The sequence below is a fragment of the Pseudomonas sp. R45(2017) genome (genome assembly GCF_002112305.1).
Lineage (GTDB): Bacteria > Pseudomonadota > Gammaproteobacteria > Pseudomonadales > Pseudomonadaceae > Aquipseudomonas > Aquipseudomonas paraglycinae.
The window spans coordinates 355,875-382,247 of the sequence record NZ_NEHH01000007.1 but is presented as its reverse complement, the minus strand read 5'-3'; the positions used below and the strand labels follow the sequence as shown (position 1 = coordinate 382,247).

Annotated in this window: 32 protein-coding genes and 1 tRNA gene; 17 read left to right on the top strand and 16 right to left on the bottom strand. The window is 59.8% G+C overall.

Annotation, left to right across the window (positions count from 1 at the left end; translation table 11 throughout):
* Nucleotides 1-139 precede the first annotated feature (139 nt).
* Both CAF74_RS18630 and CAF74_RS18625 read left to right on the top strand, forming a co-directional pair.
* Nucleotides 140-757, top strand: coding sequence for a TPM domain-containing protein (locus tag CAF74_RS18630; protein WP_085605448.1), 618 nt, complete (start codon nt 140-142; stop codon nt 755-757).
* A 90-nt stretch (nt 758-847) separates the two neighbouring features.
* Nucleotides 848-2,080, top strand: coding sequence for an SAM-dependent methyltransferase (locus CAF74_RS18625; RefSeq protein ID WP_085747261.1), 1,233 nt, complete (start codon nt 848-850; stop codon nt 2,078-2,080).
* Here CAF74_RS18625 and CAF74_RS18620 read toward each other — a convergent pair.
* Nucleotides 2,070-2,984: a DMT family transporter gene (locus CAF74_RS18620; RefSeq protein ID WP_085747260.1), complete on the bottom strand. Its 915-nt coding sequence runs from the start codon at nt 2,982-2,984 to the stop codon at nt 2,070-2,072. The two genes, CAF74_RS18625 and CAF74_RS18620, sit on opposite strands and share 11 nt — an antisense overlap.
* Before the next feature lie 169 nt (nt 2,985-3,153).
* Here CAF74_RS18620 and CAF74_RS18615 point away from each other — a divergent pair, with 169 nt between their 5' ends.
* Together CAF74_RS18615 and CAF74_RS18610 are read left to right on the top strand one after the other, a co-directional pair.
* The gene (locus tag CAF74_RS18615) at nt 3,154-3,735 is read left to right on the top strand and encodes a DJ-1/PfpI family protein (protein WP_007957909.1); all 582 of its coding nucleotides are present in this window, start codon (nt 3,154-3,156) and stop codon (nt 3,733-3,735) included.
* A gap of 22 nt (nt 3,736-3,757) precedes the next feature.
* Complete coding sequence (locus CAF74_RS18610) at nt 3,758-4,102, top strand: YegP family protein (RefSeq protein ID WP_085747259.1); 345 nt, start codon at nt 3,758-3,760, stop codon at nt 4,100-4,102.
* Nucleotides 4,103-4,163: 61 nt separating this feature from the next.
* On the opposite strand, the gene CAF74_RS18605 is transcribed toward CAF74_RS18610, so the two are convergent.
* Together CAF74_RS18605 and CAF74_RS18600 are read right to left on the bottom strand one after the other, a co-directional pair.
* Nucleotides 4,164-5,045 (bottom strand): dihydrodipicolinate synthase family protein, encoded by an 882-nt coding sequence (locus CAF74_RS18605; RefSeq protein ID WP_085747258.1) that lies wholly within the window; start codon nt 5,043-5,045, stop codon nt 4,164-4,166.
* Between the two features lie 26 nt (nt 5,046-5,071).
* Entirely contained in the window at nt 5,072-5,854 is a 783-nt protein-coding gene (locus tag CAF74_RS18600) for an aldolase (protein ID WP_085747257.1), read from the bottom strand.
* 108 nt (nt 5,855-5,962) lie between these two features.
* On the opposite strand from CAF74_RS18600, the gene CAF74_RS18595 reads away from it, so the two are divergent.
* Nucleotides 5,963-6,505, top strand: coding sequence for a helix-turn-helix domain-containing protein (locus CAF74_RS18595; RefSeq protein ID WP_085747256.1), 543 nt, complete (start codon nt 5,963-5,965; stop codon nt 6,503-6,505).
* On the opposite strand, the gene CAF74_RS18590 is transcribed toward CAF74_RS18595, so the two are convergent.
* Entirely contained in the window at nt 6,506-7,525 is a 1,020-nt protein-coding gene (locus CAF74_RS18590) for a DUF4917 family protein (protein WP_085747255.1), read from the bottom strand.
* A gap of 155 nt (nt 7,526-7,680) precedes the next feature.
* On the opposite strand from CAF74_RS18590, the gene yiaY reads away from it, so the two are divergent.
* A complete protein-coding gene (gene yiaY / locus CAF74_RS18585; RefSeq protein WP_085747254.1) occupies nt 7,681-8,829 on the top strand; it encodes an L-threonine dehydrogenase in 1,149 nt (382 codons plus the stop codon).
* Here yiaY and CAF74_RS18580 read toward each other — a convergent pair.
* The 3 genes from CAF74_RS18580 to CAF74_RS18570 form a co-directional block, all read right to left on the bottom strand.
* Entirely contained in the window at nt 8,826-9,992 is a 1,167-nt protein-coding gene (locus tag CAF74_RS18580) for an MFS transporter (RefSeq protein ID WP_085747253.1), read from the bottom strand. The genes yiaY and CAF74_RS18580 overlap by 4 nt on opposite strands.
* A gap of 17 nt (nt 9,993-10,009) precedes the next feature.
* Complete coding sequence (locus CAF74_RS18575; RefSeq protein ID WP_085747252.1) at nt 10,010-11,245, bottom strand: aminotransferase class I/II-fold pyridoxal phosphate-dependent enzyme; 1,236 nt, start codon at nt 11,243-11,245, stop codon at nt 10,010-10,012.
* A 209-nt stretch (nt 11,246-11,454) separates the two neighbouring features.
* On the bottom strand, nt 11,455-11,943 hold the full coding sequence (locus tag CAF74_RS18570) for a DMT family transporter (RefSeq protein WP_085747251.1): 489 nt from the start codon (nt 11,941-11,943) through the stop codon (nt 11,455-11,457).
* Between the two features lie 78 nt (nt 11,944-12,021).
* On the opposite strand from CAF74_RS18570, the gene CAF74_RS18565 reads away from it, so the two are divergent.
* The 8 genes from CAF74_RS18565 (at nt 12,022) to CAF74_RS18530 (ending at nt 17,847) form a co-directional block, all read left to right on the top strand.
* On the top strand, nt 12,022-12,933 hold the full coding sequence (locus CAF74_RS18565) for a LysR family transcriptional regulator (RefSeq protein WP_176240489.1): 912 nt from the start codon (nt 12,022-12,024) through the stop codon (nt 12,931-12,933).
* Nucleotides 12,934-12,954: 21 nt separating this feature from the next.
* Nucleotides 12,955-13,689 carry a hypothetical protein gene (locus CAF74_RS18560; RefSeq protein WP_085747249.1) on the top strand — a complete coding sequence of 245 codons (735 nt, stop codon included), beginning with the start codon at nt 12,955-12,957 and terminating at the stop codon, nt 13,687-13,689.
* 35 nt (nt 13,690-13,724) lie between these two features.
* Nucleotides 13,725-14,447 (top strand): hypothetical protein, encoded by a 723-nt coding sequence (locus tag CAF74_RS18555; RefSeq protein WP_085747248.1) that lies wholly within the window; start codon nt 13,725-13,727, stop codon nt 14,445-14,447.
* Between the two features lie 4 nt (nt 14,448-14,451).
* Nucleotides 14,452-14,868: a fosfomycin resistance glutathione transferase gene (fos, locus tag CAF74_RS18550; protein ID WP_085747247.1), complete on the top strand. Its 417-nt coding sequence runs from the start codon at nt 14,452-14,454 to the stop codon at nt 14,866-14,868.
* A gap of 60 nt (nt 14,869-14,928) precedes the next feature.
* On the top strand, nt 14,929-15,567 hold the full coding sequence (locus CAF74_RS18545; protein WP_085747246.1) for a LysE family translocator: 639 nt from the start codon (nt 14,929-14,931) through the stop codon (nt 15,565-15,567).
* Nucleotides 15,568-15,644: 77 nt separating this feature from the next.
* The gene (locus CAF74_RS18540; RefSeq protein ID WP_085747245.1) at nt 15,645-16,994 is read left to right on the top strand and encodes a bifunctional diguanylate cyclase/phosphodiesterase; all 1,350 of its coding nucleotides are present in this window, start codon (nt 15,645-15,647) and stop codon (nt 16,992-16,994) included.
* Nucleotides 16,995-17,112: 118 nt separating this feature from the next.
* Nucleotides 17,113-17,268, top strand: a complete 156-nt coding sequence (locus CAF74_RS18535; protein ID WP_077045875.1) for a KGG domain-containing protein — start codon at nt 17,113-17,115, stop codon at nt 17,266-17,268.
* Nucleotides 17,269-17,343: 75 nt separating this feature from the next.
* Nucleotides 17,344-17,847, top strand: coding sequence for a DUF4142 domain-containing protein (locus tag CAF74_RS18530; protein ID WP_064594055.1), 504 nt, complete (start codon nt 17,344-17,346; stop codon nt 17,845-17,847).
* 49 nt (nt 17,848-17,896) lie between these two features.
* Here the strand turns inward: CAF74_RS18530 and CAF74_RS18525 are convergent, their stop codons facing one another.
* The gene (locus CAF74_RS18525; RefSeq protein ID WP_011332870.1) at nt 17,897-18,307 is read right to left on the bottom strand and encodes a low affinity iron permease family protein; all 411 of its coding nucleotides are present in this window, start codon (nt 18,305-18,307) and stop codon (nt 17,897-17,899) included.
* A gap of 223 nt (nt 18,308-18,530) precedes the next feature.
* On the opposite strand from CAF74_RS18525, the gene CAF74_RS18520 reads away from it, so the two are divergent.
* Together CAF74_RS18520 and tam are read left to right on the top strand one after the other, a co-directional pair.
* Nucleotides 18,531-19,616 carry a type I restriction endonuclease gene (locus CAF74_RS18520; RefSeq protein ID WP_085747244.1) on the top strand — a complete coding sequence of 362 codons (1,086 nt, stop codon included), beginning with the start codon at nt 18,531-18,533 and terminating at the stop codon, nt 19,614-19,616.
* Nucleotides 19,617-19,777: 161 nt separating this feature from the next.
* Complete coding sequence (tam, locus tag CAF74_RS18515) at nt 19,778-20,548, top strand: trans-aconitate 2-methyltransferase (RefSeq protein WP_085747243.1); 771 nt, start codon at nt 19,778-19,780, stop codon at nt 20,546-20,548.
* Nucleotides 20,549-20,588: 40 nt separating this feature from the next.
* Here tam and CAF74_RS18510 read toward each other — a convergent pair whose 3' ends face one another.
* Entirely contained in the window at nt 20,589-21,317 is a 729-nt protein-coding gene (locus CAF74_RS18510) for a bifunctional 2-polyprenyl-6-hydroxyphenol methylase/3-demethylubiquinol 3-O-methyltransferase UbiG (RefSeq protein ID WP_085747242.1), read from the bottom strand.
* 529 nt (nt 21,318-21,846) lie between these two features.
* Between CAF74_RS18510 and CAF74_RS18505 the strand changes: the two genes are divergently transcribed.
* Entirely contained in the window at nt 21,847-22,215 is a 369-nt protein-coding gene (locus CAF74_RS18505; RefSeq protein ID WP_085747241.1) for a DUF6124 family protein, read from the top strand.
* 221 nt (nt 22,216-22,436) lie between these two features.
* On the opposite strand, the gene CAF74_RS18500 is transcribed toward CAF74_RS18505, so the two are convergent.
* The 7 genes from CAF74_RS18500 to CAF74_RS18470 form a co-directional block, all read right to left on the bottom strand.
* Entirely contained in the window at nt 22,437-22,844 is a 408-nt protein-coding gene (locus tag CAF74_RS18500; RefSeq protein WP_007957951.1) for a type II toxin-antitoxin system HicB family antitoxin, read from the bottom strand.
* 34 nt (nt 22,845-22,878) lie between these two features.
* On the bottom strand, nt 22,879-23,058 hold the full coding sequence (locus CAF74_RS18495) for a type II toxin-antitoxin system HicA family toxin (RefSeq protein ID WP_007957952.1): 180 nt from the start codon (nt 23,056-23,058) through the stop codon (nt 22,879-22,881).
* A 223-nt stretch (nt 23,059-23,281) separates the two neighbouring features.
* Nucleotides 23,282-23,692: a PaaI family thioesterase gene (locus tag CAF74_RS18490; protein WP_039772722.1), complete on the bottom strand. Its 411-nt coding sequence runs from the start codon at nt 23,690-23,692 to the stop codon at nt 23,282-23,284.
* 288 nt (nt 23,693-23,980) lie between these two features.
* Nucleotides 23,981-24,054 (bottom strand) — tRNA-Gly (locus tag CAF74_RS18485).
* A gap of 170 nt (nt 24,055-24,224) precedes the next feature.
* A complete protein-coding gene (locus CAF74_RS18480; RefSeq protein ID WP_085747240.1) occupies nt 24,225-25,109 on the bottom strand; it encodes an alpha/beta fold hydrolase in 885 nt (294 codons plus the stop codon).
* 316 nt (nt 25,110-25,425) lie between these two features.
* The gene (locus CAF74_RS18475) at nt 25,426-26,118 is read right to left on the bottom strand and encodes a pseudouridine synthase (protein WP_085747239.1); all 693 of its coding nucleotides are present in this window, start codon (nt 26,116-26,118) and stop codon (nt 25,426-25,428) included.
* 33 nt (nt 26,119-26,151) lie between these two features.
* On the bottom strand, nt 26,152-26,370 hold the full coding sequence (locus CAF74_RS18470) for a cysteine-rich CWC family protein (protein ID WP_085747238.1): 219 nt from the start codon (nt 26,368-26,370) through the stop codon (nt 26,152-26,154).
* Nucleotides 26,371-26,373 lie beyond the last annotated feature (3 nt).

Sequence of the window (26,373 nt, the reverse complement as noted above, 5' to 3'; positions counted from 1 at the left end):
TCAAACCTGGGGGGCGGCGCCGGCGAGGTGACCTGGAACGAAACCTTCGCGCCGACAGCCAACGTCAACGTGCCGACCAACCTGATCCTGCTCGACACCGGCGGCTGGTGATAACAATAATGAGCAGGCACAACACGACATGGCATTACTGACTGAACACGAACAACGCAAGGTCGCCGAGGCCATCGCCCGGGTCGAGCGCGACACCGACGCCGAACTGGTGACGGTGCTCGCGGCCCGCGCCGACGACTACGCGTACATCCCGCTGCTGTGGGCCAGTCTGCTGGCGCTGGTGGTGCCGGGGATCGTGCATTACCTGACGGGCTGGCTGACGATGCACAGCCTGTTGCTGGTGCAGTGGGTCAGTTTTGTCGTGCTGTGCCTGGTGTTTCGCCTGCCCAAGGTCACCACTCATCTGATCCCGCGCCACGTTCGGCACTGGCGCGCCTCGAACCTGGCGCGTCGGCAGTTTCTCGAACAGAACCTGCATCACACGGTGGGCAGCACCGGCATGCTGATTTTTGTCTGCGAGGCGGAGCGGTATGTGGAAATTCTGGTGGATGAGGGGATTTCCAAGAAGCTGGATAACAAGAGCTGGGACTCGATTGTCGCGGCGTTTACCGAGCAGGTACGGCAGGGGCAGACGTTGCAGGGGTTTGTCACGTGTATCGAGGCGTGCGGCGAGTTACTCAAGGTGCATGTGCCGGTGACGCAGGTGAGGAATGAGTTGCCGAATCGGTTGGTGGTGTTGGGATAAGCCGTTCGGGAAATTAGCCGTGCCCTCGAACGCCATCCCCCCTAAACTAGCGTCCATTCCCGATTTGCCCGTCCGAGGCCGCTTTTTCCCATGTCCGTTACCGCTCCTTCCGCATCTGCCAAACCGGCGCCCGATCACCACGCCCGGTTCATCGAGCTGCTGCAAACCAGCCTCGAACAGAACGGCTTCATCAAACTGGTGCTGGCCAAGTACGTCGGCGAAGAAGCGGATCTGCAGCGGATCATCATCAAGCCTGTGACGGTCAAGGCGCAGCCGTGCCTGTCGTTCGTTTATCGCTACAAGACCCGCGACATCACCAAGAACCTGCCGCTGGACGAAGCGGTGACGATGATTGCCGGATTGCTGCCGGCGGCGTTCAAAAATGCGCATTTGCTGGCGCTGACGGACGAAGCCCAGCTCGAATACAGCAAAAAGGGCAAGAGCTCGCTGTTCATGAGCAAACCCCAGCAATTGCGCGAAGTGCCGTCCGCCGAGCACAACCGCGAGAAAAACCGCTTCCTCGATCTGAACCGGCCGTTCCTCAAGGATCTGGGCGTGACCAACGCCCAGCACGAGCTGATCCCGGCGATGTCGCGCAAGTGGAAGCAAATCAACAAGTTCATCGAAGTGTTCAGCCACGCATTGACCTCGTCACCGCTGGCGCTGGATAAACCGGTGCGGGTGGCGGATTTCGGTTCGGGCAAGGGTTACCTGACGTTCGCCATTCATGACTATCTGCGCAACACCCTGAAGGCCGAGGGCGAAGTCACCGGCGTCGAACTGCGCGAAGAAATGGTCAACCTGTGCAACACCGCCGCCGCGAAGCTGGAACACCCGGGGCTGGTGTTCAAATGCGGTGATGTGCGCAGCGTGGCGCCGAGCGAGCTGGACGTGATGATCGCCCTGCATGCCTGCGACATCGCCACCGACTACGCGATCCACACCGGCATCCGCTCCGGCGCCTCGATCATCATGTGCTCGCCGTGCTGTCACAAACAGATCCGCTTGCAGATCCAGAGCCCGGCTCTGCTCAAGCCGATGTTGCAATACGGCCTGCACCTGGGCCAGCAGGCGGAAATGGTCACCGACAGCTTGCGTGCGCTGTTCCTTGAAGCCTGCGGTTACGAGACCAAGGTGTTCGAGTTCATCTCGCTGGACCACACCAACAAGAACAAGATGATCCTCGCCGTGAAGCGCGCCGAGCCGGTGGACCCGACTCAGCTGCTGGTGAAGATTCAGGAATTGAAAGCGTTCTACCAGATCAGCGAGCACTGCCTCGAAACCCTGCTGCTCGCCGATGGCCTGCTGAAGCTCAAGGCTTGAGCTGAACCCCCGCCGGTAACGTGCCTGGTTGAGCCGGGCGCACCGCGGTCTTGCGCCCGAGCATCACCGTCGCGATCACGCCGCAGGCGAACAGCCAGGTGATCGGCTCCACGTGTTCGCCGAAGAACAGCGCGGAAAACGCGATGGTGAAGAAGATCTGCAGCAACTGGATCTGACTGACCCGGGCAATGCCACCCATGGCCAGCCCGGCGTACCAGGCGAAGAACCCCAGGAACTGCGAAAACAGCGCGACGTAGCCGAAGGCCCACCAGGTTTTCGCCGACACCGCGCCCTGATGCTGGAAAGCCAGATACAGCACCGGGCCGATCAGCAGCGGCGTCGACAGCACCAGCGCCCAGCAGATCACTTGCCAGCCGCCCATCTGGCGGGCAAGACGCCCGCCCTCGGCATAACCCAGACCGCCTACCGCGATCGCACCCAACATCAACAAATCCCCGGCCTGAATGCTGCCGGCGCCGGTGTACAACGCATAACCCAGCACCAGCGCACTGCCCAACGCGGCGCAGGCCCAGAAGGCTTTCGACGGGCGTTCATGGGACAGCCACGCGGCGTACAGCGCCACGCACAGCGGCTGCAAACCGTTGACCAGCGCGCCATGGGACGCCGGCAAGGTCTGCATGGCCCACGCCGACAGCACCGGGAAACCGAGAATCACCCCGGCGATCACCAGACTCAGGCCTTTGACTTGCTTCCAGGTCGGCCACTTTTCCCGTCGCCACAACAACAGCGCCGCTGCCGGAATCGCCGCGAACAACGCGCGACCGAGGCCGTTGAGCAGCGGGTGCAGTTCCTGCACCACGATGCGGGTGAAGGGCAGGGTAAGGCTGAAAATCACCACGCCGAGCAGGCCGAGGGCCATGCCGGTGTTTTCGCGCGAAGACATGAGGGCAACCAGATTCGAGGGTGGCAGGGAGGTGTATTCATCTAGCCACAAACCACGGCAATCGGGCTGTTACAGCTGAGCGCAGAGTTATCCATACAGTTTGCGAACGCCATCGCGGTCCTTGGGCTACTGTGAATACTCCTGCGCATTCACCAGAGGAGTCCTGTCCATGGCCGCGAAAAAGATTCTGATGCTGGTCGGCGATTACGTCGAAGACTACGAAGTGATGGTGCCGTTCCAGGCTCTGCAAATGGTCGGGCACACCGTGCATGCCGTGTGCCCGGATAAAGCTGCCGGCAAGACCGTGCGCACCGCGATCCACGATTTCGAAGGCGACCAGACCTACAGCGAAAAGCCCGGTCACCAGTTCGCCCTGAACTTCGATTTCGCCAAGGTCGATGCCAAGGATTACGACGCACTGCTGGTGCCCGGTGGACGCGCTCCGGAATACCTGCGGCTGAACGAAAAAGTCCTCGAACTGGTGCGAGCTTTCGACAAGGCCGGCAAGCCAATTGCCGCTGTCTGTCACGGCGCGCAACTGCTGGCGGCGGCGGGGATTCTCGAAGGTCGCGAGTGCAGCGCCTATCCGGCCTGCGCCCCGGAAGTGCGGCTGGCCGGCGGCACCTACATCGACATCCCGGTCACGGACGGCCATGTCCAAGGCAACCTGGCCACCGCGCCCGCCTGGCCGGCGCACCCGAAATGGCTGGCCGGTTTCCTTGGTTTGCTTGGGACTAAAATCACCCTGTGACACATCGATAAGGAGAAACACCATGTCCGGATGGTATGAGTTGAGCAAAAGCAGCAGCGGTCAGTACAGGTTCGTGCTGAAAGCGGCGAATGCCGAAACCATTCTGACCAGCGAGCTGTACACCACACGCACGGCCGCCGAACACGGCATTGCCTCGGTGCAGACCAACAGCCCGCTGGATGACCGCTACGAGAAAAAATCGACGAAGGACGGCCACCCCTACTTCAACCTCAAGGCGGCCAATCACCAGATCATCGGCAGCAGCGAATCCTATTCATCGGACGCGGCGTGTGCCAAAGGCATCGCCAGCGTCAAGACCAACGGGCCGTCCAAAGTGATCAAGGACAAGACACTGCCGGTGCTTTGAATCCAACACAAAACCCTGTGGGAGCAAGCTCGCTTCCACAGGGTTGGTGTGTACCTTGAAATCAGTTCAGGCTTTTGAGAATGGCCTGCAACTGATTACGCCCGGCCTCGCTCAGCGGGAACACCGGCAAGCGTGGATCGCCGACTTCCAGGTCGGTGAGTCGCAGACCGGCCTTGATCGTCGCCGGCAAACCGCCCTTGAGGATGAAGTCCAGCAGCGGCAACTGGCGGTAGAACAGCTCCCGCGCCTTGCCGAGATCCCCTGCCAGTGTGGCTTCGTACAAATCCAGGTTGAGCTGCGGGATCAGGTTCGGTGCCGCCGTGCACCAGCCTTTGGCCCCAGCAGCGAAGGCTTCCAGCGCCAGCGGGTTGCAGCCGTTGTAGAACGGCACCCGGCCTTCGCCCAGCAGTTGCAGCTTGTGCATGCGCTGGATGTCGCCGGTGCTCTCCTTGACCATGGTCACGTTTTCCACGCCGTTGACGATGCGCAGGATCAGCTCCACCGACATGTCGGTGCCGCTGGTGGCCGGGTTGTTGTAGAGCATGATCGGCACGCCGATGCTGTCGCCGATGGCGCGGTAGTGGGCGAGGATTTCCGCCTCGGTCAGCTTCCAGTAGGACGTCGGCAGCACCATCACTACGTCGGCGCCATGGGCTTCGGCGAAACGGGCGCGGCGTACCGCTTTGGCGGTGGTCAGGTCGGACACGCTGACCACGGTCGGCACGCGTTTGGCGACGTGCTTGATGCTGAATTCGGCGACCTGGTCCCACTCCGCATCGCTCAGGTAGGCGCCTTCGCCGGTGCTGCCCAGTGGCGCAATGGCGTGGACGCCGCCGGCGATCAGACGGTCGATGGAGCGGCCGAGGGCCGGCAGGTCAACGCCTTCGCCGTTGGCGCCGAACGGGGTGATGGTGTAGCCGATGATGCCGTGAATATTGGACATAAGAGTGCTCCGCAAGGATGAGGTGTTCAGTTCAGGCAATCGGCGTGCTGACGCAGGTTCTGCCGGGCGTAGTAGTTGAAGGCTGCGGCGTGGCGCTTGGGTTTCGACACCCAGTCATGCGCCTCGCGACCCAGCTCGGGGATGATCGGCTTGATCGTCCCGGCGGCCATTGCCAGCAATTGCAGTTTGGCGGCGCGTTCGATCAGTTGCGCGATGACACAGGCTTCCTCGATGGTCGTGCCGGTCGACAGCTGCCCGTGGTGGGAAAGCAGGATCGCCCGTTTGTCGCCCAAGGCCCCGGCAATCAACTCGCCTTCTTCGTTGCCCACCGGCACACCCGGCCAGCCTTCAAGGAACGCGCAATCGTCGTACAGCGGGCACAGGTCCATGTGGGAAATCTGCAGCGGCACTTCCAGCATCGACAGCGCGGCAATGTGCGTCGGGTGAGTGTGGATGATGCAGTTCACGTCCAGCCGGGCGCGGTACACCCAGCTGTGGAAACGGTTGGCCGGGTTGGCCATGCCGTGGCCTTCGAGCACTTCCAGGTCTTCGTTGACCAGCAGCAGATTGCTCGCGGTGATTTCGTCGAAACCCAGGCCCAGTTGCTGAGTGTAGTAAGTGCCCGGCTGCGGGCCACGGGCGGTGATCTGCCCGGCGAGGCCCGAATCGTGGCCGTTCTCGAACAGGATCCGGCAGGTCAGGGCCAGCTTTTGCCGGTCTGTCCACGTATTATCCGCCAGGCTTTTTTGCATCTGGGTCAGCGCTTGCTTGACCAGTTCGTCTTTGGGTAGTGCTAATGTCTTCGCCATATCCGTGTCCTGTGGTGGTTGCCATGGATGACACTTAAGAGGCTATATGACACTTTGTGTCATTGGCAAGGACAAATCGTCTTTCCTTTGCTGGATTAATCGCTTCGCATGTCTATCCGTTTGAAATTATTGAGAAAAAAACTTGGCGTAACCCTTGAGGCGCTGGCCGAGAAATCCGGCATGACCAAGAGTTACCTGTCGAAGGTCGAGCGCGGGTTGAACACGCCGTCGATTGCCGCCGCGCTGAAACTGGCCAAGGCGCTGAACGTGAAAGTCGAAGAGCTGTTCTCCGAAGACAACGTCAGCCTCGACAGCTACAGCCTGGTGCGCAGCCACGAACGCCAGTCGCTGGCGGCCAACGACCACAGCCCAGGCTACGCGGTGCTGGCTCATCAGGTCAGCGAGCGCAGCCTGCTGCCGTTCATCATTTACCCGCCGAGCGAATTCACTGACAAAACCTTCAAGGAACACTTGGGCGAGGAGTTTCTGTTCGTCCACGAAGGTCGAGTCGAAGTGGACTTCGTGAACGAACGGGTGCTGCTGGAGCGGGGCGATGCGCTGCACTTCAATGCGCAGAAACCCCATCGCATCCGCTCAGTGGGCGAGGTGCAGGCACAGTTGCTGGTGGTGGTGCACAGCAGCGAGGAGTGATCAGACCTCGACCGGCACCGACAGCTTCGGATTCCCCAGCGCATGGCTCTTGGAATCAAAGAACCGCAACTCGACGCCCGTGCCCTCGAACAGCTTCGCGTAGTGCCGCTTCTGGTGCTGGATGAACGCCGCGCTGCGCGGGTAGATCGAGATCGCCACGGTCTTCGGTTTCGCCAGACGCAGGGCGCGCACGAGGTGACTGTCCTGTTCGGCGAGGGCGTGGCCGAAGATGCACAGGTTGTCGCCGTGACCGAGTAACTGGTCGTAGCAGAACGACAGGTAATCGGAACTGCGGATGGTCTTGAGCTTGTCGGCGCTCGGCCCTTCGTTGACGAACAGCGGCACGTCGTCGAGTGTCTTGATCGTGTTGTTGATCGCGAAACTGCCGAGCAGCGTGCCCTCGGTGGCGGTCAGTTTGCGCGCGGTGCCGTCCTGATTGCGCACCAGATGCAGACCGCCGTGCAGGTACAGCAGACGCGGTTTTTCCGTGCTGCTTTCGCACAAATCGAAACTCGCATCGGGGCCGTTGAACAGGTCGTCGATCACCTCGCCCTGATGTTGCAGGGCCCAGTAATTGAGCAGGTCGTAGTTGGTGGTGAACACCGTGCGATAGCTCGCCAGTTCACTGTTCAGGGTCGCCAAAGTCGAGGCTTCGATCAGCCGCCACGGAATGTGCACCGCGTGCACGGTGTTGATCAGCGCTTCCTTGATCGCGTAGTAGCGGTTGCGCGGCGCGGCCGAGCTGACGGCCAAAGCCTTGTTGACCCGGCTGGTGGTTTTCAGCGCGCCGAGCACCTGCTCGAAGCTGCGTGTCTGCATCGCGTCGAACACGCTCAGTTCCGACGGGCTCAGGGGCTTTTCTTCCACCGTGCGGGCGTTTTCGAACAGCGAGTCGTAGCCGAAATCGTCCCACACCGCGCGACTGGCGCCGTTGCCCAGCAGCAGACCGCTGAAGTCGGTGGTGGCGCGCAACGCGTTCCAGTCTTCGAGGGTGGCGTCGACATCCAGAAAATCGCTCATTGCAGGGCACGTCTCAAAACAAAGGGGCAGATGGACGGCGACTTTATCACGAGCGGGCATTGAGCCAGATCAACATCCGCCGTGACCGATCGGTCGATCCTTTGCGCACCCGCCGAATTGCAAGCGTCGATTCGGCCCCAGCCAGGAGACGCGCCATGAGCAGCACCTTTTTCATTCCCGCGGTAAACATCATGGGCAGCGGCTGCCTCGACGAAGCAATGAATGCGATCCGCAACTACGGTTTTCGCAAGGCGCTCATCGTCACCGACGCCGGTCTGGCCAAGGCCGGCGTGGCGACGATGATTGCCGAGAAACTGGCGATGCAGGACATCGATTCGGTGGTCTTCGACGGCGCCAAACCCAATCCGAGCATCGCCAACGTTGAGTCAGGACTGGCGCTGCTCAAGGAGAGTCGCTGCGATTTCGTGGTGTCCCTCGGCGGCGGTTCGCCCCACGACTGCGCCAAGGGCATCGCGTTGTGCGCCACCAACGGCGGGCAGATCCGCGACTACGAAGGCGTCGATCAATCGGCCAAGCCGCAACTGCCGCTGATCGCCATCAACACCACCGCCGGCACGGCCAGCGAGATGACCCGGTTCTGCATCATCACCGACGAAACCCGCCACGTGAAAATGGCCATCGTCGACCGCAACGTCACGCCGCTGCTGTCGGTCAACGACCCGGCGCTGATGGTCGCCATGCCGAAAGGCCTGACCGCCGCCACCGGCATGGACGCACTGACCCATGCAATCGAAGCCTACGTTTCCACCGCCGCCAACCCGATCACCGACGCCTGCGCGCTGAAGGCCATGACCCTGATCAGCAACAACCTGCGTCTGGCCGTGCGCGACGGCAGCGACCTGGCCGCGCGGGAAAACATGGCGTACGCGCAGTTCCTCGCGGGCATGGCGTTCAACAATGCGTCCCTCGGCTACGTGCACGCGATGGCGCACCAGTTGGGCGGTTTCTACGATCTGCCTCACGGGGTGTGCAACGCGGTGTTGTTGCCGCATGTGCAGACGTTCAACGCGCTGGTCTGCGCCGACCGCCTCACTGACGTGGCCCACGCCATGGGCGCCGATATTCGCGGGTTCAGTCCGGAGGAGGGCGCAAAAGCCGCGATTGATGCGATCCGTTGTTTGGCTAGAGACGTGGAGATTCCCGGCGGCCTGCGTGATCTGGGCGCCAAGTGCACCGACATCCCGGTGCTCGCCGCCAACGCCCTGAAAGACGCCTGCGGCTTTACCAATCCGCGCGCCGCGGATCAGCGGCAGATCGAGGAGATTTTCCGCAGCGCGTTTTAAGCGGGCTGGCGATCGGGCGTGAACCTCGTGCAGAGCACCGCGCCCAATGCAAGAACGCAGCACAGCATCGACAGCGGCCATGCCTGCGGACTGGCGAGCAGGCTGGCCACCGCACCGATCAGTGCGGCCATCAATTGGTGGATGAAACCGCTCAGGGCCATCGCGTAAGCGCCGGCGATCGGCGCGCCATCGTTGGCCCGTGACAGGCTGATCGGATAGTTCAGCGACTGACCGAACACGGCGACGCAGTAAGGCAGCCAAAGCAGCCAGGCCATCGAGCTGGCCAACAGGCTGCCAGCCAGCATCACGCCAGTGCCGGCCATCACCAGCCCGACCCCCAGTGTCATCAACCGGTGCTGACCGGTACGCAGCACAAAGCGATTGACCGCCAGCGCCCCCAGAAAATATGCGGCGCTGATCGGCCAGCCCAGCAACCCATATTCAGTCGTCGACCAGTTGAACGGGCCTTGCAGAATCAACGGCGCAGCGCTGTTGAACGCGATGATCACCCCATAACCCAGACCGCCCGCGAGCGCCGGCAGAAGAAACGCCCGATGGATCAGGATCGTTCGGTAGACCGCCCAGGGCGAAGCGGTTGTGGACGCTTCGACGAGTTTCGGAAAATTCAGGCGCGAGACAATCGCGGCCATCAACAGGCTGACCGCACCCAGCAGATAAAAGATCGCCTGCCAGCCCAGCGTCACCTGAATGAGCGAACCGGCGTATTGCCCGATCCCCAGCGCGACAACGAACGAAATCGAAATCCACGACAACGCCTTCGCCAGCAGATCGCCCCGAAAGCTGTCACGAATCAGCACCCGTGCCATCACCGAAATACCGCTGGCGCCGATCCCCTGAAGCAGTCGCAGCAACAGGAATGTCTCCAGTGTCGAGCCCAGCGGCAGTGCCAGATTCGCCAGGCCATAAATTCCCAGCGCCGCCAGCAGCACCGGTTTGCGGCCGATGCGCTGGGCCAGACTGCCCCAGAGCAGCATCGGCAGCGCCATGCCGATCAGGTACAGCGACAAGCCCCAGGCCACCTGTGTTGCATCGACATGCAAGTGCCCGGCGATCTGCGGTAACGCCGGCAGGTAGATGCTCATGCCCAACTGGGCGAGGAACACGGTGGAACAGGTGATGAGCAGGATGAGGCCGGGGTTCATAAGTCGTCCGTGAAGGTTCAGCGGTGGCGATCGCTACCGTGAGTCATTAACAGGTCGGTGATCAAATCACAGAAGTGGTGGATCAGTGTCGATTCCATGTCGGCGCGCAGCGTAACGCGGATCGCGGCTTTGCCCTGGGCTACCACCGGGAAAAACACGGCGCTGGTGAAAAAACCGTGTTCGGCCAGTTCAATGGCGATTCGATTGGCCAGGGCGGCGTCGCCACAGTTGATCAAGCGGATGGCCATGGAGCTGCCGTGCTGTTCGGTGCTCAAGAGGCTGTCGAACAGGCGAATATTGGCTTGGAGCCGAACCTGCAAGGCCCTCAGTTCTGCACTGCGATGCAGCTCGATCGACGCGAGGCCCGCACCAATGGCCGCGCAATTGAGGCTTTGCGACCAGTTGCTCGGCCCGCCGTAACGCTGGATCAATGTCTTCTGCCGCTGATTGCCGAGCATCACCAGACCGCCGCTCGCCCCGAACGATTTGGCCAGCGAAGCGACGATCAGGCAGTCCTCTTCCAGTGCCGGCATTCTTGGCCGTACAAGGCCGGCACCGTTGCTGCCCACCGCCGACACTGCGTGGGAGTCGTCCAGATAAAGAAACAGGCCGTAACGTTCTTTCAGATACAGCAGGCCGTCCAGGTTGGCGACGCCGCCCATGCTGTAGGCACCGTCGGCGATATAGGCGACGGTTGTGTGGCGCTGGCACACCGATTCGAGAAAATCCATGTCGTTGTGAGGGCCGGTCAGTACCTGGGTTTCGTCGGCGCAACTGGCTTTCAGGTGATTCATCGAATAGTGGGCCAAGCGGTCGAACACCATCACCGGCGGACGGTTGTGCGTGAACACGCCACTGGCCAGCAGCGGCAGGATCCCGGCGCTCGCGGCGCTGCAGGACAGACTGCTCAGACACACCGCGCCAAACAATTGCGACAGCTCGTTTTCGTACTGATCGAGCAGTGCCAGCTTGCAGCGGTTTTTCGAATTGGCAACGCGCAGTGTCCCGGTTTCACGCAGCGCCGCGATGGCGCCTTCAAGCAGGGCAGGGTGGTGGTCGAGACCCAGATAGGAGGTGGTGCAGAAATGATGAAGTTGGCGCCCGTGCTGATCAAGCAAGTGATTGCAGCCTTTGACCTCGACGTTGAGTGCGGCGATTTTTCCGGCTTCGGCGGCCTCCCAATCGTGGTCTGCCAAAGCGATGACTTTGCGGTAATTGGAGAAAGTGTTGGCGGATTCCGTCAGGTGATTCATAGGCAGCTCTCCTTGAGCAGGGCAATCCATGGGGTGTTGCAAATTGTGTGTGTTGCCAGACTTTACAGAGAGCTATGTAAGGTCAGAATCGGCTGCGTCCGATAGCATTGACGGCTGTTGGAGATTTACTTGTAGGGCGAAGCCTTGCCGGGCTGTGAAGCGATGAAATGCCCGACAAGTCCGGTGCTAGAGAGCCTACGCTTGAACCCTTATCCAACGGCTGTGGCGCTCTTTTCCAGCGTCGGGGAGAACTGGATCAACGCCACCCCCGCCATCAACAACACCGCGCCGAACAGGCGCGGCAATGTCAGGTGCTTCTCCACCAGCCCGAACAGGCCGAAGTGATCCAGCACGATTGACGTGATCATTTGCCCGGCCAGGGCCAGCGCCAGAAATCCCGAAGCCCCCACCTTCGGCAGCAACACCACCGCCAATGCGACGAAGCACACCCCGAACGCGCCGCCGGTCCACATCCACAACGGCAGCTTGCCGGCGAGGGCCAGCGACGGCAACGGTAGGCGCAAGGCGACAATCACCGGCAACAGCACCAGCACGCTCACCACCAGCGAGGTCAGCGTCGCCCACAGCGGATGCCCCAACCCGCGCGCCAGATTGATGTTGATCGCACTCTGAAACGGCACCACCGCCCCGGCAAATACCGCCAACAGCAGCAATCCGACCCACTGCATCGTTCCCATGATCGTTCTCCGGCAAGGTTTTGCTGGACTCTAGGGTATTCGTCGCGCAGATTTAAATTCTGTTTTTGTATCCGGAACATGCACCTAATGAATGATCTGCGCCGTATCGATCTCAATCTGCTGGTGATCCTCGACGCCTTGCTCGGCGAGCAGCACGTGACCCGCGCTGCCGAGCGCCTGCACCTGAGCCAACCGGCAGTCAGCCATGCGTTGGCGCGTCTGCGCGACTTGCTCGGTGATCCGTTGCTGGTGCGTGCCGGTTCGGGGCTGGTGCCCACCGCGCGGGCGCTGGAGCTGGCGGCACCGCTGGCCGAAACCCTGGCTCAGGTGCAATCGCTGCTGGCGCCGAACACCTTTGATCCTGCCAGCGCCCGTCGGACCTTTCGCCTCGCGATGTCGGACTACGGCGCGGCGCTCATCCTGCCCGGGCTGATTCGCACTCTGCGCGCGGAAGCGCCGGGCATCGACCTGCAAATCAGCCATGCCAGCCGCGAAGGCATGGTCGAAGGCCTGCTCAACGGCGACATCGACCTCGCCGCCGGCGTACTCCCCGAATTGCCCGGCGAACTGCGCAGCACGCCGCTGTTCGAAGAGCGCTACGTCTGCCTCCTGGATCGCCAGAGCCTTCCCGCCGGAGGTGTTCTCGACCTGCCAACCTATCTCTCCCGTCCCCATGTCTTACTGGAAATGCGCGGCAGCGGCACCCCGGAAATCGAACGCACCCTGACCGCCCTGCGCGAACGCCGTCGCGTCGCCATCAGCCTGCCGCACTGGAGCGTTGCGCCGCGGTTCATCAGCGGCACGGATCTGATCCTGACCGTGGCTTCGCGGGCGTTGAACGAGGTGGATGACGAATCGCTGATCGTCGTGCCGCCACCGTTTGAAATAGAGCCGTTCACGTTTGTATCGGCGTGGCACAAGCGGCGGGGCGGGGATCAGGCGTTGAACTGGTTGAATCGGCGAATTGAGCAGGGGATAGTGCGCGGCTGAAAAAACATCAAGGAGCGGGGCGTGACAGTGAAGTCTGGGGTCGTTGGGTGGGTGGCGCTGTGCGGGGCGTTGATGGCGGGGCAGGTGCTGGCTGATTGTGTGCCTGCGCCGGTGACGGGCGCGCGGGACTTTTCAGTGTGCAAGGCGTGGCCCGCTTATCTCGGCTTGACCCTGAATGCTGTCTCGAAGTTTGCACCCGATCCGGTGTATGGCAAGGACAATGACGTCGGCAGTTATGACCTTGGGTTGTCGGTAACGACAGATGAATCCAAAACGATTGCCACCTATCACTTGCCCTCTGCATTCATGTCCGATGCGATCGCATTGGAAAGCGTGGAGTTCGATACAGCACGTTACAAGCTCACTACCGAGCTTCGGGCTTTTGGTGTTCGTGTGAGATTCAAGGGCTCTTCCCGCGTCAATCCTATGGATCAAGTCCTGTTGTCGCTCTATGTGAAGGAGGGCGACAAGTTGCGTCCAGTGCTGGATCGACTGGTGATGTATGACTACGGTGGCGAGTGGGATGGTGGTTGTGCGGGGGAGCGTTATTACACTGATCGTACTATCGAAATCGGTAAAACCAGTTCGCACGGTTACGCCGACCTGATTGTTAAATCAGTCACTACCAGTCTTGTGGGCGAGGGGCCACCGGACACTTGCGAATTGAAGACCACGGCCGATAAACCCGTAATGACAACGCTTCGGTATGACGGAAAGTCTTACGTCCTGCCTAAAGGTTTCAAAGCCATCGAGTGATACAGAGCCAACGCGACTTATTTCAAGGAAGAACAATGCTCAGCCCAATCCGACTTTTCATCGCCCTAGGCTTTCTGGCAGTAACCGCTCCAGCCCAAGCCCAGGTTTCCTGCGTCACCAAGGATTACAACGACCAGTCAATGGCACGCTGCAAGGCATGGCCGGCGTTCAAGGATCAGGCGATTGCCCTCAAATCCACCTACGTGCCAGATGCTGGTAGTGACGATGCCGGTGTGTTTGATCTGGATCTGGCGATCATCGATACCAGCAACTGGAAGACGCTGGCGACGTATGCGAAACCCGGTGCCTACAATTCCGATGCCATTCGTTTCACTGATCTGCTGGTCGATACCGCTCGCTATCGCCTGGCCCCGGATGTTCGCGCGTTCGGGCTGCGGTCAAAGTTCTCGCACAATTCAAGCGCCATCCCCTACGAAAAAACCGACCTGACACTCTATGTGCGCGAGGGTAATAAACTGCGCCCGGTACTTGATGGCCTGGTGGTCTACAAGAATAACGGTGAGTGGCTGGAAAACTGTGTGGGTGAAGGTCTGCAAATTCGCCGAACCGTGGAAATAGGCCCGGTCAGCCACAACGGCTATTCCGACCTGATCGTCACCTCAAGCGGCACGGCGATGAAAACCGTCAAGGCCGGCAAGGAATGCGTTTCTCAGGATTCCCCGCTGAAGAAAACCCAAATCACCCTGACCTACGACGGCAAGCAATACACCCTCCCCGAAGACCTCAGAGGTTACTGACCCGATGCTCACCGGCCTCAACCACCTGACCCTCGCCGTCACCGACCTGGATCGCAGTCTCGGGTTCTACCGCGACGTGCTGAAGCTGCGGGTCGAAGCCACCTGGGACGCCGGTGCCTATCTGTCGCTCCCGGGCCTGTGGTTGTGCCTGTCCCTCGATCCGAAGCACCATCCCGAGCCCGCCGCCGACTACACCCACTACGCCTTCAGCCTCGGAGCGGCGGATTTCCCGCGGTTCGTGCAACAGCTGCGCGCCGCCAACGTGGAGGAATGGCGTGACAACCGCAGCGAAGGCGCGTCGTTCTACTTCCTCGACCCGGACGGGCACAAACTCGAAGCCCACGTCGGTGATCTGGCCTCGCGACTGGCCGCGTGTCGGCAAAAGCCCTACGCGGGGATGCGTTTTTTCAACGAGTCGTGAATATTCACAAACCGCTGGGATAGACTGGCGGCCACGTTTTCCGGGACTTGCAGGTTTTCCATGACTCCATCATTGCTAATGGCCGTGCTGGCCTCCGGTTTCATCTACGGCATCACGCCGGGGCCGGGCGTACTGGCGGTGTTCGGCATCGGCGCCGCACGTGGGCGGCGGGCCGGGGCGGGTTTTCTGTGCGGGCATCTGCTGGGCGATGTGATCTGGTGCAGCACCGCGCTGATCGCGATTGTCGGCGCCCGGGAAATCGGCAGCACCGCGTTCGACGTGCTCGGTGTACTCAGCGGCCTGTACCTGTTCTGGCTCGGCTGGCGTGCGGTGCGGGCCAAGCGCAGCAACGTCGAGCAGCCCCAGGGCGCGGCGCGTCAGCCGTTCTGGCACGGCATCCTGTTCGGCCTGACCAACCCCAAGGCTTACCCGGTGGCGGTGGCGACATTCACTGCGCTGCTGTCGAGCCGCGCCGAACTGCTCAACTGGTCGATGCTGCCGATGCTGATCGCCTTGAGCTTCCTCGGCGGATTGCTCGCCTACGCTATCCTCATTGGCATCGTCGGAGCGCGCCAGGTGCGTACGTTGTACCAGCGTCACGAACTGGCGATCACCCGGTTGTGCGGGATCATGTTCATCGGTTTTGCCATCAACGCGCTGGTGCATGCGCTGCCGGGGTTGATGCCGAACAAGGCTTGAAAACAGTCGCTGGGATGCGAGGTCGAGGTCATGGATGGTTGAACAGTGCTGCATTGCCCGGACACCCACGCTGAACCATGGAAAGCCGAAATTCCGCGCCGCTGGCGAGTTACATCGATCTGTTGCTGGATGCCGTCTGTGCCGTGGACAAGCAGGGTCGTTTCGTTTTTGTCAGCGCGGCCTGCGAGCGGATTCTCGGCTACACGCCTGACGAACTGATCGGCCAGTCGATGATCGACTACGTCTACCCGGCCGACCGTGAGCGCACCCTGGCCGCCGCGAACGACATCATGGGCGGCGAACCCAAGCACAACTTCGAAAACCGCTACGTGCGCAAGGACGGCAGCGTCGTGCACATTCTGTGGTCGGCGCGCTGGTCGGAAGTCGATCAACTGCGTATCGCCGTGGCCCGGGACATCACCGAGCGCAAACTCGCCGAATCCCGTCAGGCGGCGTTGTACGCGATCTCCGAAGCGGCCCATGCGGCGGAGGATCTGCTGGCGCTGTTCAAGCGCATCCACATGATTATTGGCGAGTGGCTGCCGGCGCTGAATTTCTCGGTGGCGCTGTACGACGAACACTGCGCGCAGCTGAATTTTCCCTATCACGTCGACGATGATGAGTTGCAACCGGAACAACCCGGCACCGTCACCGGACGCCTGTGCGCCGAGGTGATCCGCAGCGGTCAGCCAATTCTGCTGACCCCGGATTGCCCCCACGCGCCGCAGGAGTTCGCCGCGCTGGTGGTCGGCCAGCAATCGCCATGCTGGCTGGGCGTGCCGCTGAGTTCGAAAGACCGCACCATCGGCGCGCTGATTGTCAAAAGCCTGGCCGGTGGCGAGCGCTACACCGAACGCGACAAGGAACTGCTGCAATACGTCTGCGCCCAGGTCGCCACGGCCATCGAACGCCAGCAATTGCACGCCCGCCTGCGGCGCATGGCGCAGTATGACCAACTGACCCAGTTGCCCAACCGCGAACTGCTGCGTGATCGGCTCAAGGCTGCGCTGAACCATGCGAGGGAACGGGCAGGGCACATGGCGCTGCTATACGTCGATCTGGATCGTTTCAAACAGGTCAACGACACCTTTGGCCATGGGGTCGGCGACATGCTGTTGCAGGCGGTGGCCAACCGGCTCAAGGGCTGCGTGCGCGAGACCGACACGGTGGCGCGGATCGGCGGCGACGAGTTCGTGGTGCTGTTGCACAGCGTCCACGCCGCCGACGATGCCGACAGTGTCGCGGAAAAAATCCGACAGGTACTGGTGCAACCCATGCGCCTGGACGGGCACAACCTGCACATCGAACCGAGCATCGGCGTGGCCCGTTATCCCGAGCATGGTGATGAGGAACAGCAACTGTTTCGTCACGCCGATCAAGTGATGTACGCCGCCAAACGACAGAATCATAAAAGGCTGGACAGCTGATCGACGGGTCACCGTTCGTCGCGGCGACGGCAACTTTTCTAAACCTTTGGCAGTCAGGAAATTCTCAATCTAGGCGGGCACCTGCTCGCTTACGATCAATGCCAAGAGGTAGAGAATCATGCCTAACTCAAGAAACTCGAACTCGGGAAACTTCGCCAACGATCGAACGAAGGCGTCTGAAGCCGGTCGCAAAGGTGGGAAAACCACCACCACGACTGTCGACAAAGAGCCAAAAACCGACATGGGCCGCAAGCCTGCTCAGAAATCGAAGTAGTCGGCGAAGGTTGTTTTGATTGAGAGGCGGGGGCGCAAGCTCCCGCTTGAATCTGCACAGAAGGAGGGCGCGACCATGAGCCGGATGGCCACCCGAGTACGCCACATCAGTTTTGTCAGCCTGCTGGGGTTGTTCGCCAGCAGCGCTTTTGCCCAGTCGCCCGCCGACTTCATCAACGAGGCCTCGGCCAAAGGCATGGCCGACATCGAGGCCAGTCGTCTGGCGCACAGCAAGGCTGAATCCAAAGAGGTCAAGGATTACACCATCGTCGTCATCAACGACCGCACCACCGCCAACCAGCACCTGGCGAAAATCGCCAAGAAACTGGATCTCCCGGTGGCGCCACGCGAAGAAGTCGCCGACAAGGCCAAAGCGTTGATGCCGGAAGTCAAAGAAGGCGCCAGCTTCGATCAGGCCTACGCCGCCAGCCAGGTCAAAGCCACGGAAGAGGCCATTCAGCAGATCCAGCAGGAAGCCCAGACCACCGACGTGCCCGAGATCAAGGCGTTTGCCGACGAGACCCTGCCGAAACTGCAGAGTCATCTGGAAATGGCTCGGGCTCTTCAGGCCAGTCGCTGAATCCGCAGCAATAAAAACGGCGCTTTTTTAGCGCCGTTTTTATTGCCTGTCAGCATTCATTCAGATCCTGCTTCGGCTTGCTCTTGTCCCCCAGACCTTCCAGGTCAAACACCTCGTTCTCGCCCATGGCCCGGTAATGCCGGCGCAGCGCTTCCAGCTGCTTGAGATCCAGCGACTCCAGCCCGAGCATCGCGTTCTGCGCCTCCTTGTTCACCCGCAGCAGCTCATCGAGTTTCAAATGCAGGATGTCGGTGTCGCGGTTCTGGGTGTTCTGGATCAGGAACACCATCAGGAACGTGATGATCGTGGTCGAGGTGTTGATGATCAGTTGCCAGGTGTCGTTGTAATCGAAAATCGGCCCGCTCAACCCCCAGAGCCCGATCAGAATCAAAGCCCCCATGAACGTCTTGGGGCTGCCGGCCCAGAGGGCGAGCGTCTGGGAGATTTTTGCGAATTTCATGGCTGTGTTCCTTGTGGGGGCGCTTGAAATTCAGACATCGGAGGGGGGCGGAAAATTCTACTTACAGAGACTTGCTGTCTTTGAAACTTGATTGTTCCAGGTCACGGTTTTGAACGCTTTTGGAAGTGGGAACTTTCTTTGTGTGGGTTTGCGTCTAGGATCAAATGGCAGTCAATTTGCCAGCATGCGAGTGCACGGATAGAAACCCAGTCAGAGGCCGCTCATGGAATTCTTCGAAAAGTTAACCAGTCTTGCCGCCAAAGTCCGGTTGCAGAGCGCTGCAATCCAGACAGAAGAGGCGACAAAAAACGCGTTTGTCATGCCCTTCATCAGTACTGTTCTGGGTTACGACGTATTCGACCCGACAGAGGTGACGCCGGAATTTGTTTGCGATATCGGCACGAAGAAGGGCGAAAAAATCGATTACGCCATCATGAAAGAGGGCGAAGTGCAGATCCTCATCGAGTGCAAGAAAATCGGCGAGCCACTGCACATCAATCACGCCTCGCAGCTGTTCCGTTATTTCCACGTAACCAGCGCTCGAATCTCCATCCTCACCAACGGCCAGGTCTACAAGTTCTTCACTGACCTGGATGCGCCGAACAAGATGGATGAAAAACCCTTCCTTGAACTGGACCTTCTGGACATTGATGAATATTCGGTGCCAGAACTTATCAAGCTCACCAAGTCTGCGTTCGACGTTGATTCGATCATCAACGCGGCGGGTGAGCTGAAGTACGTAAGCCAGATCAAAAAAGTTATCGTCTCGCAAGTCAGCAAGCCGGATGACGATTTCGTCAAAGTGTTTGCTTCGCGAGTCTACGACGGAGTCATTACGCAGAAGGTGCGGGATCAGTTTCACGAACTGACGAGAAAAGCGGTCGTTCAATTTCTCAATGACCAGATCAATGACCGCCTCAAGTCAGCCATGAGTGGTGCGATCCAGCCTGCTCTGGCGTCTATTCCCGCTGCATCTGGTGGGACGGATCCGGTGGATCCCCGTGACGAGTCCGACGATAAGGTTTTGACCACTCTGGAGGAACTGGAGGGGTATCACATTGTTCGGGCGGTCGTTCGATCGATTGTCGATGCCAAACGAATCGTTCAGCGTGACACGCAGAGCTACTTTGGGATCCTGCTCGATGACAACAACCGAAAACCGATCTGTCGTCTGCACTTCAATCGTTCGCAGAAGTACATCGGCATTTTCGACGAGGAGAAAAACGAAACCCGCCATCCCATTAACTCCGTGGATGATATCTACGAGTATTCAGATCAGTTGAAAAAGACCGTGGGCTATTACGACTAGTGTGGGATTTTCCAAAGAACCGGCCATCGGCCGGTTTTTTTATGCAAGCGAGGTCCGCGAAAAAGGTGCTTGCCGCCGTCACGTCTTAAGTCGGATAGGGGATGCGCAGGGAGTCGATGTATCGTAGCGAACCACTGCAAAAGTCCTGACAGGAGAGCGCAATGACCTGGTCCGCCAAGCAATACGTCACTTTCGAAGATGAACGCACCCGCCCGGCCCGCGACTTGCTGGCGGCGATTCCCACGCCCGAGGCACGTTCTGTGGTCGATATCGGATGTGGCCCCGGCAATTCGACCGAGTTGTTGGTGGAGCGTTTTCCGGGGGCGAAAGTGCAGGGGCTCGACAGTTCGCCGGACATGATCGACGCCGCGCGCAAGCGTCTGCCGCAGTTGCAGTTCGAGGTGGCGGACATCGATAAATGGGCGGATGCAGGGCCATTCGATGTGATCTTTGCCAACGCCGTTTTGCAGTGGGTGCCGGATCACGCGACGTTGTTGCCGGCACTGGCGGGCAAGTTGGCGCAGGGTGGCAGTCTGGCGATTCAGATGCCGGACAACCTCAACGAGCCGTCCCACCGGTTGATGCGTGAAGTGGCGGCCAACGGGCCGTGGGCCAGCAAACTGGCCGGTGCGGCGGGGCAGCGGACGGAAATGGCGGATGCCAGTGCTTATTTCTCGATGCTGCGGCCGCATTGCGCGCGGGTCGATGTGTGGCGCACCACCTATCACCATCAGTTGGCGGGCGGGGCTTCAGGCGTTGTCGAGTGGTTCAAGGGTAGCGGTCTGATTCCGTTTCTCAGTCCGTTGACGGAAGCCGAGCGGGCGGACTATCTGGCGCAATATCTGGCGGAGGTTGCGAAGGCTTATCCGGCGCTGGCGGATGGTTCGGTGTTGTTGCCGTTTCCGCGGTTGTTCATTGTCGCCACACGTTGAAATGAAAAAGGGCCGACTTGATCGGCCCTTTCTTTTGGAGTCAGCGTTGTACGGCGACCAGCATCATCATCGGCCGCTCACGCTCTTCAGCGAGCGCCGGTTGCGCGGCCACTTCGGCATCGCTCGGGCCCCATTCATTGACGTGTTGAATCGTGAATCCGGCGCCTATCAACGCGTTGAGTAGCGTGCCGACCGTGCGATGCTGCTTGATCACGCCATCGGCCAGCCAGTTGGTCACCCGCTCGCCCTCCATTTGATAACTGTCCAGCGGCCAGCGCTTGTGGCCCTCGCTGTCGATCAGCCAGCCCGGATTGCGCGGCGCCATGAAGATCGGGTGCTCGATGGAAAACACAAAATGCGCACCGGGTTTAAGCGCCGTATGCAGTTTGGCAAACAGCCCTGAGAGATCCTTGATGTAGTGCAGGGCCAGTGAGCTGTAGGCCAGATCGTAAGTGCACGCAGGCAAGTCGAGGTGTTCCAGGTCGGCACGTTCGTAGCGGATGTTCGCGGCCGAGGTGGTTTCCTTCGCCCGCTTGAGCATTTTCTCCGAGACATCCAGCCCCAGCACTTGGGCAGCGCCGTTTTCGCTCGCCCAGCGGCAGAACCAGCCGTAGCCGCAGCCCAGATCCACTACCTGCAAACCGTGCAGGGAGGGCAACAAGGCTTTCAGCACCGGCCATTCCGGCGCGGCATCGAGGCCGCCGATGGAGCGGTTCATCTGGCTGTAGCCCTGGAAAAACTCGGGGTCGTCGTAGATGTTCTGGGTCATGGATTTGATGCTCTTTTGAATTTGATTTGGGTGGCTCGCAGGCCACGGTTTTGAATCCCTCGAAACGTGATGGCGTGTATTCGTCGATGGCCGCGCAGGGGGAGGGTGGTGGGCGATGGGGAAATGCTAGCGGGTCGTGGCGAGTGTGAGAACCGGGGGAGTGTTGGGGATCTGTAAACGCGGTTTTTCGATACGGGATGTTTAAAGAGTTGGCCCTGTTTACTGAACCTTCCCACAAGGTTTTCAGGTTGTCCGTCGGAAGTGCGGACTCTAGCCTGTGAGGGTCGCTGATGAATCGGCGATCGGGATTGGAACCCCGGCGACTTCTCAAAAAAGCAAAAGCAGCTTTCATGACGTATGCTTGCCCGCCTTCATGGTGTGCACTCTGTTATGGCGGCTGTGCGCGAGAGACTTCGAGTCTGTCGGGCTTTTGGCTTTTTTCGCCCGGGTTCCAACTCGTGTACAGCTGCCACCTCTTCGATTGGAACCGAGTAGGTCAGCTCCACCTATCGACTAGAAAGAAGCCATTATGAAGAAGCCAACCCCGAATCCCCCAGAAGTCGAAACCGACCCAACGTCCCCCTACAGCTCAATCGACTGCAGAAAACTCCACGACGCCGCCAACCGCGCCCTCGATCATTACCTCTGCCCCGGCGCCCATGTCATGGGCGCGACCAAACAACCCGAACCGATGTACTTCGCCAACCCGGCCTACGACACCGAATCCCTGCTGGCCAACGCCAGCGAGTCCCTGGGCTCGGCCTGCGAGATGCTCAACAACTTCGCCGCCACCCTCGACCCCACCTACCGCAGAACCGCGATAGGCATTGCGCAGTTGGTGATGCTGGGGGAATTGGCGGTGAATCAGGCGCTGGATCATGTTGAGGTGAAAGGCTGATGCTTTGTTTTGGTGAAAAGGCTGAGCCGGATAAGAGCAAAATATAGTGAAACCTAACGGTATATAGGGACACCCGTTATACGTCGGTAGATTTATGTAGAAACAAGCAATTGTGAAGCTGTCTTAAATCCCGGCGTCGCTGAATCGAACAAGTAACTACGCCGATGCGACGTTTCAGCGGGCAAGAAAAAACCGGTCTTCAAGACCGGTTTTTATTCGCTTCAACGTTGCTGCAAAACCTTGAGCGCCGCCGAGGCCAGGAATCCGGAGCGGCTTTTCTCTTCCGGATGGTGCAACACGTATTCATCGATACGGTTGAGCAAATAGCCGGGCAATGTGATGTTGAGTTTCTGAGCTTTGCCCAGGTATTTGGTCACATCGATATCAACCACCGCCCACGTGCAGCCAGCGTATTTGGGGTTGGCTGCATGCAGTGTGACCTTGTTGGCCGGCGGGATGGGCGAGCCGTCTTCGGCCAGAATCTCGAAATGGCCTTCGATGGCTTCGCGGGCCATCGCCATCGCGTCATCCAGATCATCTCCAGCGGAGAAGCAGCCCGGAATATCCGGCACCTCCACTCCCCAGGCATGTCCTTCATCACCCACTGAAATCGCGATCGGGTAAAGCATGTGTCGTCCTCCACGGCGCAATTGACCTGATGAGTCAGAGCAGCGCCTGCTGCAAAATACTGATGGCCGTTTTCTTGAGCAGATCCTTCTTCGGGTGAGGCACTGTGACCAGACCAGGTTTGGTCGGATGCTTGAAGTGATGATGACTGCCCCTGACCCGCACCAGATACCAACCGTCTGCGACGAGCTGGCCAATTAGAAAACGGCTATTCACAACACCTCCCTGTGGTGTGCTTGGTGGGTACTATACCCACGATTTTTTATCGATCAACACTATAACCACCGAGCGGTCATCGTCCTTTGGTGGGGCTGGTGTTCGCGAAGGAGTCTAGGCGGGAATACTTCAGCGGAATGGGGAGTGTATTGCGGGCCGTTGCTGCGAAATGAAACGGGCACAAAAAACCGGTCATCAAGACCGGTTGGATGCAGGGGGGATACTACTGCGGCACCGCGAACACCGCACTGGCACGGGCAACCATTCGATCACCGACATGCAACCCAACAGTGGCAAACGCCAGCTGCCGTCCTTTTTTGGAGTGCTCAACGCGTACCTCAAGCCACTCATTGATCTGCACCGCGCTGAGATAGTCCAGGGTCATACTCGCCGTGATCAATGGCAGGGGAGGGTCGCTGGAGAATGCCATGGCGTAACCCATGCCGACATCCGCCAAAGTCGCCAATACACCGCCATGCAACGTGCCCCGTCCGTTGGCATGTCGTGAGTCTGTCCGCAGACCGATTTCAAGTTGCAAGCCACTGCCTCTGGTATAGATCGGGCCAAGCAAGTCGAGCAGCGGACTGCTGCGGGTCAGCGGAGTGAAGCCCTCGGGGATAGCGGTGTCGTTCATGGTCGATCCCTCTTCCGGTTGGTTACCAGCTTATTTAGCCTGGATACGGAGCGTAGCTTAGAGGGTTTAATCCTGATTTCGCCGTCGGAGAAGGATCATGCGTATGGGGAATTTGCAGCGATAAGCTGATCACGATGGAGCAGTAGGGGCAGGGTTGTTTCGACGGTAGCGATCTTTGGATTTACTAATGAAAACTCAAATCCCGGACACAAAAAAACCGGCCATCAAGGCCGGTTTTTTCTGTTTGCGCATCCCCCGTCAAACCACGACGCAGGACATAAATTCGATTGGAGCGGGTGAAGGGAATCGAACCCTCGTTATCAGCTTGGGAAGCTGGAGTAATGCCATTATACGACACCCGCTCAGAGCGGCTGACTTTGTACCAGACTCGGCCACGGATTTGAAGTTTTCTTTGCACGCGAACTACGGAAAGTCCTGAAACAGAGCCGAAATCGGTCAATCGCGGGCAAGCGCTGCGGGCTGGAGGACGGCTTAATCTCAGCCTCGCAGGCTTGCTCGCGACGACACTGTTTCAAATGGCCAATGCATGGTGATCCTGGACAAACTGGTAACGCGTTCGGCTGACCTGTTGCGTCGGTTTCAGGAAACCGAGCAGGGCGTTCTGGCTGTCCCGGCAGGCGGATTTGTGTTCCATGTCGAGGAAGTGCCCGGTGGCCTGCAGGGTGGTGAAGGTGCTCTGCGCGACGTGGTTGCCGAACAGTCGGGCGTCTTCGGCGGCGGTGTATTCGTCCCATTCGCCGTTCATGAACAGCACCGGTACGTTGATTTTCTTCGCCGCATTCAAATAGCACTGACGGTCGCTGTGCAGCACGTCGTTGATGTGGAAATGCATCTGCCCGTATTCGTGCTCGGCCAGGCTGCTGACGTGGCGATAGTTGAAGCGCTTGAACAGCGACGGCAGGTGTTTGCCGATGGTGTCGTTGACGAGGTGGCCGACCCGATCGCCGTCGCGTTTGCCGAGGCATTCGACGCCGCGTTCGAGGTAATCGAGCATGTGCGCGTTGATTACTGGCGAGAACGAGCTGATCACGGCTTTTTCGATGCGCCGAGGCTGATGAGCGAGGGCGACCATGGTCGCGGCGCCACCCCAGGAGAACGACAAAACGTGCTCGGCCGCGAAGTGATCGATCAGCTCCAGCAGGATCAGACCTTCGACTTCTTTCGTCAGATGTTTCTCGTGGCGGTTGTGGACTTTCGACTTGCCCGCGTAGGGCTGGTCGTAGCAGACCACGTTGAATTGCGGGTGCAGATTTTTCACGGTTTGTGCAAACGACGCAGTCGTGGCCATCGAGCCGTTGACCAGGATGATGGTCTTTTCTGCGGCGTCTGCGCGATAGAACTCCGTGTAAACCCGATACTGACCCTGTATATCCAGCACAGCGATTTCTGGCCTCATGTCATAAGACTCCTGGCAAGCAAGCGGGTATGCGCGCAAATGAGATTGCACGAGCTTTGTGACAGGTAGGCATATGCCTGGAATTTTGTGGCCCATGTCGATCCGGTACGGCAGGTCGACGGGTGTTGTTATTGGCGGGCAATCTGCCGGCTGAGGCGCAGCCCTTGAAGGCTGTCTACCGGCAAAAAGTTTCTTAGAAGTTATGTGTGACTCATCGGTCACAATTTGGCCGACGTCCTGATTCAAGCAGGGGGATCCGGATCGCGCAAGTGCCGTTAGTAAATTGTTCGACAACTTCTGCTGAGCGGTCGGCTGCTTAGAACAAATGAATCTCTTCGGTGCGCAAAGCGCGGTACTCGCCCGGTTTTAGCGCGTGATCGAGCGGCAGCGGGCCCATGGATTCGCGGTGCAGGCGCAGCACTTTGTTGTTGAAGTGGCCGAACATGCGCTTCACCTGATGGTAACGACCTTCGACGATGCTCAACCGCGCCGTTCGCGGGCCGAGCACTTGCAGCTGCGCCGGTTGGGTGGTCAGGTCCTCGAAGGCGAAGTAGATCCCCTCTGCGAACTTGATCGCATATTCCGGGCCGATCTCCTGTTCGGTCTCGACGTAATAGACCTTTGGCAGTTTGGTCTGCGGCTGGGTCAGGCGCCGCGACCAACTGCCGTCGTTGGTGATCAGCATCAGTCCGGTGGTGTTGAAGTCGAGGCGCCCGGCGATGTGCAGGTCGTCCTTGTCCGGCTCGTGGATCAGGTCGAGCACGGTCGGATGCTCGGGATCGCGGGTGGCGCTGACGCAGCCTTGCGGTTTGTACAGCATGAAATAGCGCGCCGGTTTGCCGGGTTGCAGCACTTCGTCGTCGACTTCGACGCGGCTGAATTCCAGGACTTCGCTGTGGGGATCGCTGACGACTTTTCCGTCAATGCTCACGCGCTTTTCCACCAGCAGCAGGCGAACCTGCTTGCGGTTGTAGCGGGGCAGGTTACTGAGGAAACGGTCGACGCGCATGATCAGGAATCGGCAGGAAGCGGGGCGCGCATCTTACGGGATCGACGGCTTGGCCGCTTGCAGTTGCGCCTCGACCTGGGCGCAGCGCGGGCACAGGCAGGATTGGTCGCGCAGTTCCGCCGGCAGGGCTTCGAGCACTGCCGGATCGATGGAAACGCCGTAGCACCAGCAGGCGCGGTCGGCGGTGCGCGGGTCGGCCAGGGTGCAGTCGTTGCGGGCGCCGCAGGCCGGGCAGAGGTCAGGTTTGGTCATGAG

Bases quoted from the DNA above. Each gene is read 5' to 3' on its own strand.
- CAF74_RS18475 (WP_085747239.1), bottom strand. From the start codon at position 26,118: ATGCGCGTCGACCGTTTCCTCAGTAACCTGCCCCGCTACAACCGCAAG.
- fos (WP_085747247.1), top strand. From the start codon at position 14,452: ATGCTCACCGGCCTCAACCACCTGACCCTCGCCGTCACCGACCTGGAT.
- tam (WP_085747243.1), top strand. From the start codon at position 19,778: ATGACCTGGTCCGCCAAGCAATACGTCACTTTCGAAGATGAACGCACC.
- CAF74_RS18565 (WP_176240489.1), top strand. From the start codon at position 12,022: ATGCACCTAATGAATGATCTGCGCCGTATCGATCTCAATCTGCTGGTG.
- CAF74_RS18530 (WP_064594055.1), top strand. From the start codon at position 17,344: ATGAGCCGGATGGCCACCCGAGTACGCCACATCAGTTTTGTCAGCCTG.
- CAF74_RS18510 (WP_085747242.1), bottom strand. From the start codon at position 21,317: ATGACCCAGAACATCTACGACGACCCCGAGTTTTTCCAGGGCTACAGC.
- CAF74_RS18525 (WP_011332870.1), bottom strand. From the start codon at position 18,307: ATGAAATTCGCAAAAATCTCCCAGACGCTCGCCCTCTGGGCCGGCAGC.
- CAF74_RS18545 (WP_085747246.1), top strand. From the start codon at position 14,929: ATGACTCCATCATTGCTAATGGCCGTGCTGGCCTCCGGTTTCATCTAC.
- yiaY (WP_085747254.1), top strand. From the start codon at position 7,681: ATGAGCAGCACCTTTTTCATTCCCGCGGTAAACATCATGGGCAGCGGC.
- CAF74_RS18555 (WP_085747248.1), top strand. From the start codon at position 13,725: ATGCTCAGCCCAATCCGACTTTTCATCGCCCTAGGCTTTCTGGCAGTA.
- CAF74_RS18535 (WP_077045875.1), top strand. From the start codon at position 17,113: ATGCCTAACTCAAGAAACTCGAACTCGGGAAACTTCGCCAACGATCGA.
- CAF74_RS18610 (WP_085747259.1), top strand. From the start codon at position 3,758: ATGTCCGGATGGTATGAGTTGAGCAAAAGCAGCAGCGGTCAGTACAGG.
- CAF74_RS18625 (WP_085747261.1), top strand. From the start codon at position 848: ATGTCCGTTACCGCTCCTTCCGCATCTGCCAAACCGGCGCCCGATCAC.
- CAF74_RS18580 (WP_085747253.1), bottom strand. From the start codon at position 9,992: ATGAACCCCGGCCTCATCCTGCTCATCACCTGTTCCACCGTGTTCCTC.
- CAF74_RS18595 (WP_085747256.1), top strand. From the start codon at position 5,963: ATGTCTATCCGTTTGAAATTATTGAGAAAAAAACTTGGCGTAACCCTT.
- CAF74_RS18615 (WP_007957909.1), top strand. From the start codon at position 3,154: ATGGCCGCGAAAAAGATTCTGATGCTGGTCGGCGATTACGTCGAAGAC.
- CAF74_RS18600 (WP_085747257.1), bottom strand. From the start codon at position 5,854: ATGGCGAAGACATTAGCACTACCCAAAGACGAACTGGTCAAGCAAGCG.
- CAF74_RS18590 (WP_085747255.1), bottom strand. From the start codon at position 7,525: ATGAGCGATTTTCTGGATGTCGACGCCACCCTCGAAGACTGGAACGCG.
- CAF74_RS18490 (WP_039772722.1), bottom strand. From the start codon at position 23,692: ATGAACGACACCGCTATCCCCGAGGGCTTCACTCCGCTGACCCGCAGC.
- CAF74_RS18500 (WP_007957951.1), bottom strand. From the start codon at position 22,844: ATGCTTTACCCGATCGCGATTTCAGTGGGTGATGAAGGACATGCCTGG.
- CAF74_RS18630 (WP_085605448.1), top strand. From the start codon at position 140: ATGGCATTACTGACTGAACACGAACAACGCAAGGTCGCCGAGGCCATC.
- CAF74_RS18480 (WP_085747240.1), bottom strand. From the start codon at position 25,109: ATGAGGCCAGAAATCGCTGTGCTGGATATACAGGGTCAGTATCGGGTT.
- CAF74_RS18575 (WP_085747252.1), bottom strand. From the start codon at position 11,245: ATGAATCACCTGACGGAATCCGCCAACACTTTCTCCAATTACCGCAAA.
- CAF74_RS18570 (WP_085747251.1), bottom strand. From the start codon at position 11,943: ATGGGAACGATGCAGTGGGTCGGATTGCTGCTGTTGGCGGTATTTGCC.
- CAF74_RS18505 (WP_085747241.1), top strand. From the start codon at position 21,847: ATGAAGAAGCCAACCCCGAATCCCCCAGAAGTCGAAACCGACCCAACG.
- CAF74_RS18540 (WP_085747245.1), top strand. From the start codon at position 15,645: ATGGAAAGCCGAAATTCCGCGCCGCTGGCGAGTTACATCGATCTGTTG.
- CAF74_RS18605 (WP_085747258.1), bottom strand. From the start codon at position 5,045: ATGTCCAATATTCACGGCATCATCGGCTACACCATCACCCCGTTCGGC.
- CAF74_RS18470 (WP_085747238.1), bottom strand. From the start codon at position 26,370: ATGACCAAACCTGACCTCTGCCCGGCCTGCGGCGCCCGCAACGACTGC.
- CAF74_RS18520 (WP_085747244.1), top strand. From the start codon at position 18,531: ATGGAATTCTTCGAAAAGTTAACCAGTCTTGCCGCCAAAGTCCGGTTG.
- CAF74_RS18620 (WP_085747260.1), bottom strand. From the start codon at position 2,984: ATGTCTTCGCGCGAAAACACCGGCATGGCCCTCGGCCTGCTCGGCGTG.